8 protein-coding genes and 1 tRNA gene are annotated in these 12,197 nt (G+C 65.2%); 4 read left to right on the top strand and 5 right to left on the bottom strand.

Going from position 1 to position 12,197, the window contains the following annotated elements:
• Positions 1–313 precede the first annotated feature (313 nt).
• Both folD and AB3X89_RS31430 read left to right on the top strand, forming a co-directional pair.
• Positions 314–1,177: a bifunctional methylenetetrahydrofolate dehydrogenase/methenyltetrahydrofolate cyclohydrolase FolD gene (gene folD / locus AB3X89_RS31435; RefSeq protein WP_368586750.1), complete on the top strand. Its 864-nt coding sequence runs from the start codon at positions 314–316 to the stop codon at positions 1,175–1,177.
• A gap of 318 nt (positions 1,178–1,495) precedes the next feature.
• Positions 1,496–3,601, top strand: a complete 2,106-nt coding sequence (locus AB3X89_RS31430; RefSeq protein ID WP_368586749.1) for a M3 family metallopeptidase — start codon at positions 1,496–1,498, stop codon at positions 3,599–3,601.
• Positions 3,602–3,689: 88 nt separating this feature from the next.
• Here the strand turns inward: AB3X89_RS31430 and AB3X89_RS31425 are convergent, their stop codons facing one another.
• Entirely contained in the window at positions 3,690–4,991 is a 1,302-nt protein-coding gene (locus AB3X89_RS31425) for an amidohydrolase family protein (RefSeq protein ID WP_368586748.1), read from the bottom strand.
• A 163-nt stretch (positions 4,992–5,154) separates the two neighbouring features.
• Between AB3X89_RS31425 and AB3X89_RS31420 the strand changes: the two genes are divergently transcribed.
• A complete protein-coding gene (locus tag AB3X89_RS31420) occupies positions 5,155–5,850 on the top strand; it encodes an aspartate/glutamate racemase family protein (RefSeq protein WP_368586747.1) in 696 nt (231 codons plus the stop codon).
• A 148-nt stretch (positions 5,851–5,998) separates the two neighbouring features.
• Here the strand turns inward: AB3X89_RS31420 and AB3X89_RS31415 are convergent.
• Positions 5,999–6,075: transfer RNA gene (locus tag AB3X89_RS31415), tRNA-Met, on the bottom strand.
• Between the two features lie 259 nt (positions 6,076–6,334).
• Here AB3X89_RS31415 and xth point away from each other — a divergent pair.
• Entirely contained in the window at positions 6,335–7,111 is a 777-nt protein-coding gene (gene xth / locus AB3X89_RS31410; RefSeq protein WP_368586746.1) for an exodeoxyribonuclease III, read from the top strand.
• Positions 7,112–7,162: 51 nt separating this feature from the next.
• Here xth and AB3X89_RS31405 read toward each other — a convergent pair whose 3' ends face one another.
• The 3 genes from AB3X89_RS31405 to glnL form a co-directional block, all read right to left on the bottom strand.
• Positions 7,163–9,280, bottom strand: coding sequence for a prolyl oligopeptidase family protein (locus AB3X89_RS31405; RefSeq protein ID WP_368586745.1), 2,118 nt, complete (start codon positions 9,278–9,280; stop codon positions 7,163–7,165).
• Between the two features lie 140 nt (positions 9,281–9,420).
• Positions 9,421–10,950, bottom strand: coding sequence for a nitrogen regulation protein NR(I) (gene ntrC / locus AB3X89_RS31400; RefSeq protein WP_368586744.1), 1,530 nt, complete (start codon positions 10,948–10,950; stop codon positions 9,421–9,423).
• Positions 10,951–10,986: 36 nt separating this feature from the next.
• Positions 10,987–12,129 carry a nitrogen regulation protein NR(II) gene (gene glnL / locus AB3X89_RS31395; protein ID WP_018435399.1) on the bottom strand — a complete coding sequence of 381 codons (1,143 nt, stop codon included), beginning with the start codon at positions 12,127–12,129 and terminating at the stop codon, positions 10,987–10,989.
• Positions 12,130–12,197: the final 68 nt, after the last annotated feature.

The following is a 12,197-nucleotide window of genomic DNA, read 5'->3' as shown; positions in this document are numbered from 1 at the left end:
GTTCGAGCGGCCTGCCCCGCCGCCCGCGTTGCGCTTTCTTGCCGTCACACGTCCCGCCCCTCTCCTCCCGTACGCTTCCACGCGCCGCGAATCCCCTGCGGAAGCACGCCCGTCGCGCCGGTATAATGTCGGACTTTGCAGCGGCGCGTTGCCCGAACCGGCAACGCGCCTGTCGCGGGCGACCCGGCTTCGTCAAGCAGCCGAAGCACGCCGTCGCGCGCCCCCTCCGCGCGAGCGCTTCGCCCCGCCAGCCCAAACCGCCTGCCCCGAATCGATTCCCGATCTCCAACCTCGACTCAACGTTCGACCGACCATGACTGCCAAACTGATCGACGGCCTCGCCCTCTCCAAGACCCTGCGCGCCGACGTCGCGGCGCGCGCCGCAGCCCTGACCGCCCGCGGCCATCAGCCGGGCCTCGCCGTGATTCTGGTCGGTGACAATCCGGCCAGCGAAGTGTATGTGCGCAACAAGGTGAAAGCCTGCCACGACAACGGCCTCGGCTCGTCGTTCGACCGCTATCCGGCCGACCTGCCCGAAGCCGAGCTGCTCGCGCGCATCGACGAGCTGAACCGCGATCCGGCCATCCACGGCATCCTCGTGCAGCTGCCGCTGCCGAAGCACATCGACAGCCACAAGGTGATCGAGGCGATCGCGCCCGAGAAAGATGTCGACGGTTTCCACGTCGCCAATGCGGGCGCGTTGCTGACCGGCCAGCCGCTGTTCCGTCCGTGCACGCCGTACGGCGTGATGAAAATGTTCGAGGCCTACGGCATCGAGCTGAAGGGCGCCAACGCGGTGGTGATCGGCCGCTCGAACATCGTCGGCAAGCCGATGGCGCTGCTGTTGCTCGAAGCGGGCGCGACCGTCACGATCTGCCACAGCAAGACGCGCGATCTGGCCGCGCACACCCGCAACGCCGATGTCGTGGTCGCCGCGACCGGTCTGCGTAACATCCTGACCGCGGACATGGTGAAGCCGGGCGCGACCGTGATCGACGTCGGCATGAATCGCGACGACGCCGGCAAGCTGTGCGGCGACGTCGACTTCGCGGGCGTCAAGGAAGTGGCCGGCCATATCACGCCGGTGCCGGGCGGCGTCGGCCCAATGACGATCACGATGCTGCTCGTTAACACGATCGAAGCAGCCGAGCGCGAGGCGAACGCGGCCAAGGCGTAATCGCCGCGCGGTCAGTGCGAGGCGGAGTGAGGCGACTCATCCGTCTCGCGCACCGGGTCGTCTCCCGCCCTTCTCTCTCGCAGACCCCCCCATCATCACCGCGCCGCCGGACCCCGCGGCCCACGCCCCACCGCACGCGCGCCAGCGCACCGCAACATCTGTTAATTTGTCAGCCGATGGATTGGAATCGGCGTCTCCCGCCCCAATACTGTCATTAGCCGGTGCCGCCGCGCGCCGATCGTCGAGCGACACGCCACCAGACGATTCGCGCGAACGCCGCCGCACCGCCCCCTTCACCCGCGTCAGACAGGAAGCCCTATGTCCACTACCGCCACGCCTCAAGACAACCCGCTCCTCGATTTTTCCGATCTGCCGCGCTTTGGCTCCATCCGACCCGAGCACGTGACGCCCGCCCTCGACGTGCTGCTCGCCGACGCGGCGGCCGCCGTCGAGCGTGCCGCGCTGCCGGTCACGCCCGCGTCGTGGGCCGACGTCGTCGAACCGGTCGAGCGCGCCACCGAGCCCCTGTCGCGCGCGTGGAGCGTGATCGGCCATCTGAATGCCGTTGCCGATACGCCCGAGCTGCGTGCCGTGTACGGCGAGAACCTGCCGCGCGTGACCGAGTTCTGGTCGAGCGTCGGCCAGAATCTCGCGCTCTACGAGAAGTACAAGGCACTGAACGCGAGCGACGAGTTTGCGTCGCTGAACGGCGAACGCAAGAAGATCCTCAGCAACGCGCTGCGTGACTTCCGCCTGTCCGGCGCCGAGTTGCCGGAAGACCAGAAGCCGCGTTTCGCCGAATTGCAGGAGCGCCAAGCGGCGCTGTCGAAGGCGTTTTCGGATCACGTGCTCGATGCGACCAACGCCTATGCGTACCTCGTGGATGCGGGCAACGAGGCGCAACTGGCGGGCCTTCCCGAAGACGTGATCGAAGCCGCGAAGGAAGCCGCCGGGCGCGACGGCAAGACCGGCTACAAGTTCACGCTGCACTTCCCTTCGTATTTCCCGGTCATGCAGTACTCGGAAAACCGTCCGATGCGCGAAGCGATGTATCGCGCGTACGTGACGCGCGCGTCCGAGCTCGGCGCACAGTACGGCAACGGCAAGAGCGAGTGGGACAACACCCAGGTGCTCGCGGACGAACTGAAGCTGCGCGCCGAAGAAGCGCAGATGCTCGGCTACGGCAACTTCGCCGAAGTGTCGCTCGCGCCGAAGATGGCCGAATCGCCGGCTCAGGTGATGGCCTTCCTCGAAGACCTTGCGACGCGCGCGCGTCCGCATGCGGAGCAGGACTGGAAGGAGCTGCGCGAATTCGCCGCGAGCGAACTCGGCATGACCGATCTGCAGCCGTGGGACATGACGTTCGCCGCCGAGCGTCTGCGCCAGAAGCGCTATTCGTTCTCGGAAAACGAAGTGAAGCAGTACTTCCCCGAAGACGCGGTGTTCAAAGGTCTGTTCAAGGTCACCGAGACGCTGTTCGGCGTGCGCATCCGCCGCGACGATGCAGCCGTCTGGCATCCGGACGTGCGCTTTTTCCGCGTCGAGAATCAGGACGGCGGCCTCGTCGCGCAGTTCTATCTCGACCTGTATGCACGCGAAGGCAAGCGCGGCGGCGCCTGGATGGACGACGCACGCGGCCGTCACAAGCTCGCGCACGGCGCGGTGCAAACGCCGGTCGCGTATCTGACGTGTAATTTCTCGGCGCCGGTCGGCGGCAAGCCCGCCTGCTTCACGCACGACGAAGTGATCACGCTGTTCCACGAGTTCGGCCACGGCTTGCATCACATGCTTACGCGCGTCGATGAGCTCGGCGTGTCGGGCATCAACGGCGTCGAATGGGATGCGGTCGAACTGCCGTCGCAGTTCATGGAGAACTTCTGCTGGGAATGGGACGTGCTGTCCGACATGACCTCGCACGTCGATACCGGAAAGCCGCTGCCGCGCGAGCTGTTCGACAAGATGCTCGCCGCGAAGAACTTCCAGAGCGGTCTCGGCACGTTGCGGCAGATCGTGTTCTCGATGTTCGACATGCAACTGCATACGGGCTTCGACGCGAACGGTGCGAAGAGCGCCAATGAACTCGCGCGCGAAATCAACGAACGCTTCCACGTCGTGCCGCAAGCGCCGTTCTCGCGCTGGCCGAATACGTTCAGCCATATTTTCGCGGGCGGTTACGCGGCCGGCTACTACAGCTACAAGTGGGCGGAAGTGCTGTCGGCCGATGCGTACGCGGCGTTCGAGGAAGCCGCGCAAGCCGCGGGCAGCGTGCTCGATCAGTCGACCGGCATGCGCTATCGTCGCGAGATTCTGGAAGTGGGCGGCAGCCGTCCGGCGATGGAATCGTTCAAGGCGTTCCGCGGCCGCGAGCCGAATATCGATGCGCTGCTGCGGCATAACGGCATGGCGCCGGGTGCCGCACACTGAGCGATTCGAGCGTCGCGATGCCAATAGAAAAGCCGGCGGTCTGCGCGAGCAGGCCGCCGGTTTTTTCATTCATGCGCGAGACACCGCGCTACGCGCGATGCAGCTTGAAATCGACCTGCTCGGGCCGCCCTTCGAGCGATAACGACGCGCGCGCCGCCGGCGCGCGGCTCACCACCCTGCCCCGGCTCACCACCGCGAGCCGCGCGGCGCGTAGACGGATCGCCTCGATCTCGTCGCGCGCATCGAGCACGACGAGATTGGCCGCGCATCCGGGCGCGATGCCGTAGCCTTCCAGACCGAGAATGCGTGCCGCGTTCACGGTCACCGCGTCGAAACAGGCGCGCATGCCGTCGACGCTGGTCATCTGCGCAACATGCAGGCCCATCTGCGCGACTTCGAGCATGTCGGCCGAGCCGAGGCTGTACCACGGGTCCATCACGCAATCGTGGCCGAATGCGACCGTGATGCCCGCGGCCAGCATCTCCGGCACCCGCGTCATGCCGCGCCGTTTCGGGTAGGTGTCGCTGCGGCCTTGCAGCGTGATGTTGATCAGCGGATTGGCGATCGCCGCGACGCCGGACTCGCGCATCAGCGGCAACAGCTTGCTCACGTAGTAGTTGTCCATCGAATGCATCGACGTCAGGTGCGAACCGGTGACGCGTCCGTGCAGGCCGAGCCGATGCGTTTCGGCCGCGAGCGTTTCGATGTGACGCGACAGCGGATCGTCCGATTCGTCGCAATGCATGTCGACGCGCAGACCCTGCCCAGCCGCGTACTCGCACAGCATGCGCACCGACTGCGCGCCGTCGGCCATCGTGCGCTCGAAATGCGGAATGCCGCCGACCACGTCGACGCCCATGCCGATCGCGCGCTTAAGGTTGTCGAACGCGCCGGCGCTGCGCAGCAGACCGTCCTGCGGAAACGCGACCAGCTGCAGATCGAGATACGGCGCGACGCGGCGCTTCACTTCGAGCAACGCTTCGACCGCGAGCAGACGCGGATCGCACACGTCGACGTGGCTGCGGATCGCGAGCAGGCCGCGCGCGACAGCCCAATCGCAATACTGCATCGCGCGTTCGATCAACGCTTGCTGCGTGAGCTCTGGCTTCAGCTCGCCCCATAGCGCGATGCCTTCGAGCAGCGTGCCCGATGCGTTCACGCGCGGCAAACCGTACGACAGCGTCGCGTCCATGTGGAAATGCGGATCGACGAACGGCGGCGTGACGAGCGAACCGGCCGCGTCGATTTCGTCGCGCGCGCTCGCGGCCAGGTTCGGCCCGAGCGCGACGATGCGACCCGCGGCGATGCCGATGTCGACTGGGGACTGCTGCTGCGTGAACTGCTGGGCGGCACTGCGCGGCAGCGTCGCGCGGCGGATGATCAGATCCATGTTCGCTCCGGTTGATCGCGTTTGGACTCGCTACGATTCTATCGACGCCAGAATAATGCGCGCGCCGATGCGTACCGGCGTGCAGGCCGCAATCCGTACCGGCTCGATGCGATGCGACGCGCCTATACTCGCCGTTTCGGCCATGCATTCACGGAGCGTACAGATGAAAACGATCGGCGTGATCGGCGGAATGAGCTGGGAGTCGTCAAGCGAGTATTACCGGCTGCTGAATCGCCATGCGAAGGCGCGGCTCGGCGGCCATCACAACGCACGCAGTCTGCTGCTGACCGTCGATTTCGCGTCGATCGAGGCGAACCAGCGCGCCGGCGACTGGCACGCGCTCGGCGAACAGATGGCCGACGCCGCACGCCAGCTCGAACGCGGCGGCGCCGATCTCGTGATTCTTGCGACGAACACGATGCATCGCGTGTACGAATCGATCGAGCAGGCCATCACGGTGCCGTTCCTGCACATCGCCGATCCGACCGGCGCGGCGTTGCGCGCGGCGGGCGTCGAGCGCGTTGGTCTGCTCGGCACGCGCTACACGATGGAGCAGACGTTCTACACGGGCCGGCTGCGCGAGCGCTATGGACTCGACACGCTCGTGCCTGATGACGACGAACGCGCGGACGTGCACCGCATCATTTACGAAGAGCTATGCCACGGTAACGTGGACGACGCGTCGCGCAAGGTCTATCAACGCGTGATCGAACATCTGGCCGCGCGTGGCGCGCAGGCGGTAATACTCGGGTGCACGGAGATCACGCTGCTGATCAAGCCGGAAGATTCGGTGCTGCCTGTGTTCGATACCACCGCGTTACATGCGCAGGCCGCGGTGGAGTGGGCGATCGGGGCGTGATGATGGGTTAGAGGCTTCGATCGAGCGCGAATCATGTTGCGCCAGTTCACGCGCTCGCAGCATATGCAGCGAGCGGCACAAAGCAAAATGAAGCGCTGAAAGTCAAAAAGCCCGCATGGCTTGCGCGATGCGGGCTTTCAACAAAGCTTGGTTGCGGGGGTAGGATTTGAACCTACGACCTTCGGGTTATGAGCCCGACGAGCTGCCAGACTGCTCCACCCCGCGTCAGAGAAAAAAGATTATATAAGCTTGCTAGCAAAACGTCAAACTTAAGCGCGGAACATTTCTCGAACGACGTCGTCGCCATGAAACCCGAGCCTCGATGAACACACATGAGCTTGCGCCGTAAGCGCAAGACACGCGAGCCAGCCTCGCATTCCACGCGAGACGCGACGCACCCAGCAAGTAGAATGTCGCCGACTTTGACCGGCGAGGCCCCCGCTATAATCGCCTTGCTCTCATCACGCACGCATCGGATATTTTCGTGAAAATCGCCACCTGGAACGTCAACTCCCTCAAAGTCCGCCAGCAGCACGTCATCGACTGGCTCGCGAGCAGCGGCACCGACGTGCTGTGCCTGCAGGAACTGAAGCTCCCCGACGAAAAGTTTCCGCGCGCCGAACTCGAGGCGGTCGGCTATCGAAGCTGGTACGCGGGTCAGAAAACCTATAACGGTGTCGGCATTCTGGTGCGCGAAGGATTGAACGTCGACGAAACCAGCATCGTGCGCAACATCCCCGGTTTCGAGGATCCGCAGCAGCGCGTGATCGCGGCGACCATCGACGGCGTGCGCATCATCTCCGCGTACTTCCCCAACGGTCAGGCACCCGGCACCGACAAGTTCGCATACAAGCTGCGCTGGCTCGACGCGCTGCACGACTGGCTGGCAACCGAGATGACACTGCATCCGAAGCTCGCGCTGCTCGGCGACTACAACATCGCACCCGAAGATCGCGATGTGCACGACCCCAAGGCATGGGAAGGTCAGAATCTGGTGTCACCCGAAGAGCGCGCGGCGTTCGTGCGGCTGATCGGCCTCGGTCTGCTCGACGCGTTCCGCCAGTTCGAGCAGCAGGAAAAGATCTATTCGTGGTGGGACTACCGGATGATGGCGTTCCGTCGCAACGCGGGGCTGCGCATCGATCACATCCTGCTGTCGAAGGCGCTGTCCGACATCTGCAAGGCGTGCGACATCGACAAGGTGCCGCGCAAATGGGATCAGCCGTCGGATCACGCGCCGGTGTTCGCGCAGCTCGGTTGATCCGGAACACAGCCACGAAGCGAGGCAGTGCGGCCTCGCCTTCCTGGTGCTTCAAGCGCCGCCCAACACACCCCACAAGAACTCGAACACCATCGCATCATGCTCGGCCTGCTCGAGCTCATCGGAGCCGCCGTGTCCGCCTTCCGTATTCTCCCGGTACCACACGTTCTGCGCGCCCAGCGCCTGCATGCGCGCCGCCATCTTGCGCGCGTGGCCGGGATGCACGCGATCGTCGGCGGTCGACGTCATGAATAGCACCGGCGGATACGCGACGCCGGCCGCGAGGTTGTGATACGGCGAATACGCGGCGAGCGCGCGCGCTTCATCGGGTTCGTCCGGGTCGCCGTACTCGTCGATCCACGACGCTCCCGCGTGCAGGAGGTGATAGCGGCTCATATCGAGCAACGGCACCTCGCACACGACCGCGCCGAATAGCTCCGGCCGCTGCACCATGCACGCGGCCACCAGCAGACCGCCGTTGCTGCCGCCCTGAATGCCGAGCTTCGCGGCGCTCGTCACGCCGCTCGCGATCAGCGCTTCGGCGACCGCGATGAAATCATCGAACGCGCGCTGGCGATGTTCTCCCTGCGCCGCCGTGTGCCAGCGCGTGCCGAACTCGCCACCGCCGCGGATATGCGCGACCACGTACACGCCGCCGCGTTCGAGCCAGCCGATACCCTGCCCCGTCAAATAGCTCGGCAGCAGCGGAATCGCGAAGCCACCGTAGCCGCTCAGCAGACACGGACGCGTCGGTTGTCGATCGCCCAGCGATGACGATGCTTCCTTCGGCCCAATCACCGTGTACGGTATGCGCGTGCCATCGGCCGATACCGCATGTCCACGCGTCACGGCAACGCTCGTCGCGTCGAACTGCGTCGGCCAACGGTCGAGCAACTCCCATTCGCCGGGCTCGTCGCGCGCGAGATCGGAGAGCCAGTAGGCGGGCGGTTGCAGATAATCGTCGGTGTCGACGAACACTTCGTCGTTAAGCGTCGACTCGACCGGCGACACGTCCACTTGCGCATCGCCGCGCGACGCGAACACGCGCTCGCGCCAGTGCCACGTGCCGTCCTCGCGTTGCCACGGCGTCCAGATCAGCGTCTTGCCGCGTACGTCGTCGAGGTACGACACGATCAGATGATGGCGCGTATGCGACCACTCGCAGGCCGAGGTCAGCGGCGTCGGTGTGAAAAGCCGCGTCACGTCGCGCTCGCCGCGCAAAAACGCGTCCTCGCGAATCGCGAGCAGCGCGCCGCCAGGATAGCGCGCGCGATTGCCGTCCCACTCGCAGTCCCAGTCGAGCCGTGGCTCGAGCAGCAGCCAGCCCTGCCACGCCCCAACCGCGACATGCGACGGCACTTCATAACGATGCCAGGCATCGCTGGCATGGTCGAGGTAATAGGTGTGCGAATCGAAAAAGTCGACGCTGCTCGTCACCGTATGCCGGCGATCGACCGGATCGTAATTCGCCTCCACGCCGATGTCGTCAAACTCGCCGCGAAACACGATCGGCGCGTCGGCGAGCGCGGTGCCGCGGGTCCAGCGCCGCACGTCGCGTGGATAACCGGAACGCGTCAGCGTCTTGCGCCCGTTGTCCCAGCCGACGTACAGCGTATCGCGATCGATCCACGACACCGTGTGCTTGCCCGCCTTCGCAATCGCGAAACCATCATCGACGAAACGCCCCGCGTCGAGATCGAACTCGCGCACGACGAGCGCGTCCGAGCCGCCCGGCGACATCGTGATCAGCGCGCGGTCGCCGTCCGGATAAAGGATGTCGAGATCGACGCACACCCACGGCGTGCCTTCGGCCGCGCCGAGCGCGTCGAAGTCGAGCAGGTTCTGCCAGACCGGCGCGCCGGCGCGCCATGCGGTCCACGCGGTGCGTCGCCAGATGCCGCGCGGATTGCTCGCGTCCTGCCACAGATCGTAGGCCCAGTCCTTCCAGCGATCCGGAATCACCGGACGCTCGCGCGGCAGATACGCATCGGCGAGCCGGCGTTTGAGCGTGTCGAACGACGCGCCACTGCACCACGCCGCGCGGGTGCGCGCATTTTGCGCGTCGACCCATGCGAGTGCGTCGGTGTCGTACAGCTCTTCGAGCGACAGGAAAGGATCGGGGGAAAGCGGCCACTCGAACGGGGCGGGAGAAGCGGGAGAAGCTGGCATCGTTAGCTGTCGGATCGGAACAGCGTTGATTATGCCTCGTGCACGGTAGTTGCCGGTTTGCCGCGACGCGCGCTGCAAAAACGACGAAGGCGGCCGGAGCCGCCCTCGCCTGCGATGCAGGATCGCTGAATACGACCGCATCAAGGCTCGAGATTGAGCTCCTGAATCTTGCGCGTAATCGTATTGCGCCCGATACCGAGCCGCTCGGCAGCCTCGACCTTGCGGCCGCGCGTGAAGTCGAGCGCCTCGCGGATCACGGCCGCTTCGAAGCGGCGCGCGAGTTCGTCCATCACGTCGGCCGCGTTCTCGCGCAGCATGCGCGCGACCTCGGTGCGCAAGCCGCCTTCCCATGCGCTCAGCGCGGTGGCGACCGACGCACCGACCGGATGGACGAACGTGCTGGCGTTCGCGCCAGCGAGCGGCGCACCGACCGTGAATCCCCCATTGGTCGCGACGGCGCCATCCGTCGTCGCACCCGCGGCGGCGCCCGCACCGGGCTCGCTCCCGCCGCCGTGCGCGGGACCGAGATCGGGCGGCAGATCCTTGATCTCGATCGTCTGCGCCGGCGCCATCACCGTGAGCCAGTTCGCGAGATTCTCGAGTTGCCGCACGTTGCCCGGAAACGGCAGCGACGCCAGATACGCGAGCGCCTCGTCGGACACGCGCTTCGGTTCGACGCCGAGATCGCGCGCGCTCTTCTGCAGGAAATGCCGCGTCAACAGAGGAATGTCCTCGCTGCGCTCGCGCAATGCGGGCAAGCGCAAGCGGATCACGTTCAAACGGTGGTACAAGTCCTCGCGAAACAAACCCTGCCGCACGCGCGCTTCGAGGTTCTGGTGCGTCGCCGCGATCACGCGCACATTCGCGCGCAGCGGATTGTGGCCGCCGACGCGATAGAACTGTCCGTCCGACAGCACGCGCAACAGGCGCGTCTGCAGATCGAACGGCATGTCGCCGATTTCGTCGAGAAACAGCGTGCCGTTCTCGGCCTGCTCGAAGCGCCCCTGGCGCATCGCCTGCGCGCCGGTGAACGCCCCGCGCTCATGACCGAACAGCTCGGACTCCAGCAGATCCTTCGGAATCGCGGCCGTGTTCAACGCGATGAAGGGGCCGTTCGCGCGTGGGCTATGTCGGTGCAGCGCACGCGCGACCAGTTCCTTCCCGGTGCCTGATTCGCCGGTAATGAGCACGGTGGCCGCCGAATGCGACAGGCGACCGATCGCGCGAAACATGTCCTGCATCGCGGGTGCCTGGCCGAGCATCTCGGGCGCTTCGGCGACGCGTTCGTCCCATGTCTGCTCGCCGCGCATGCTTTCGTCGACCGCGCGGCGAATCAGCTCGACGGCCTTGTCGATGTCGAACGGCTTCGCCAGATACTCGAACGCACCGCCCTGGAATGCGGCGACCGCGCTATCGAGATCCGAGAACGCGGTCATGATGATGACCGGCAAGCCCGGCACCTTGTCGCGGACGGTTTGCAGCAACTCGAGCCCGGAGCCGCCGGGCATGCGGATATCGGAGACCAGCACCTGCGGGCTGTCGTGATCGAGCGCGGCCGACGCTTCGCGCACGTTCGCGAAGCTGCGCGTCGCGAAGTTCTCGCGCGCCAGCGCTTTCTCGAGCACCCAGCGAATTGATTGATCGTCGTCTACTATCCAGATCGGCTTCATATAGTTCGGTCAGAAGTCTTGAGGTGCTTGTGGTAGCTAGAGGTCGAGCGGCAGCAGAATCTGAAACTCGGTATGGCCCGGCCGGCTGTCCACCTCGATCAGACCTTCGTGCTGCTGCACGAAGGTCTGCGCGAGCGTTAGACCGAGACCGCTGCCATCCTCGCGCCCCGATACGAGCGGATAGAAAATGCGGTCGCGAATCTCTTCGGGAATGCCTGGGCCGTTGTCGACGATATGCAAGTCCAATGCCAGCTTGCACAGGCGTTTTGAAATCGTGACCTTGCGCGCGATGCGCGTGCGCAACTCGATGCGCGCATCGCCCTGCGAGATCCGTTCGCGCAATGCCTCGGCCGCGTTGCGCACGATGTTCAGCAGCGCCTGGATCAGCTGCTCCTTGTCGCCGCGCAGATCCGGCACGCTGACGTCGTAGTCGCGCTCGATCGTCAGGCCGCGCGGAAATTCCGCGAGAATCACCTGACGCACGCGCTCGCACACCTCGTGAATATTCACGTCGCCGACGATATGCGGATGACGGTGCGGTTCGAGCAGGCGGTCGACCAGCGTCTGCAGGCGGTCCGATTCCTTGATGATGACCTGGGTGTACTCGCGCAACTCGTCGCGCTGACGCTCGCCGAGTTCGAATTCGAGCAACTGCGCGGCGCCGCGAATACCGCCGAGCGGATTCTTGATTTCGTGCGCGAGATTGCGGATCAGATGCTTGTTGACGGCCGTCAGGTCGTTGATGCGCTCTTCGCGGTCGGTGCGCAGATGCCGCTCGTTCTCGAACAGTTCGAGCAACACGTAGTCCTGCGCGCTTTCCAGAAAGCCGACGATCGCATGCACGTGCAGCGGCTCGTGGCCGGGACGCTCGAGCACGGCGTCCAGATGCGTCGCGTGAAAACGGTGTGCGGCGATCGCGGTGATCGTCGCGACCAGTTCGTCCGCATTCGAGAAGATGTCCGGCCACGCCATCTGCGTGAGTTGCTTGCGCGACATCTCCAGCATCGATTCCGCCGACGGATTCGCGAACGCGACGCGCAGCGTGCGCTTCTCGAGCACCAGCACGACGGTCGGCAACGCCTCGAAGCCTGGCAGCAAGCCAGAACTCACGAGCTGCACGTCATCCGACAGCGTCTGTTCGTGTCCTTTCCTTGCCTTGATCAGATTCTTGAGAACCATCTTGCAGTGTGGCCGGTAGGAGATGGTGGTAATTCAGGAGTGCGGGCTGTTGGTGATTCGTCGAATTG

Source organism: Paraburkholderia sp. BR14320, assembly GCF_040948665.1.
GTDB lineage: Bacteria > Pseudomonadota > Gammaproteobacteria > Burkholderiales > Burkholderiaceae > Paraburkholderia > Paraburkholderia youngii.
This window is presented reverse-complemented; position numbering and strand designations above follow the sequence as displayed.

Coding starts and splice junctions, on each gene's coding strand:
- folD (WP_368586750.1), top strand. CDS start 314: ATGACTGCCAAACTGATCGACGGCCTCGCCCTCTCCAAGACCCTGCGC.
- AB3X89_RS31430 (WP_368586749.1), top strand. CDS start 1,496: ATGTCCACTACCGCCACGCCTCAAGACAACCCGCTCCTCGATTTTTCC.
- AB3X89_RS31425 (WP_368586748.1), bottom strand. CDS start 4,991: ATGGATCTGATCATCCGCCGCGCGACGCTGCCGCGCAGTGCCGCCCAG.
- AB3X89_RS31420 (WP_368586747.1), top strand. CDS start 5,155: ATGAAAACGATCGGCGTGATCGGCGGAATGAGCTGGGAGTCGTCAAGC.
- AB3X89_RS31405 (WP_368586745.1), bottom strand. CDS start 9,280: ATGCCAGCTTCTCCCGCTTCTCCCGCCCCGTTCGAGTGGCCGCTTTCC.
- ntrC (WP_368586744.1), bottom strand. CDS start 10,950: ATGAAGCCGATCTGGATAGTAGACGACGATCAATCAATTCGCTGGGTG.
- glnL (WP_018435399.1), bottom strand. CDS start 12,129: ATGGTTCTCAAGAATCTGATCAAGGCAAGGAAAGGACACGAACAGACG.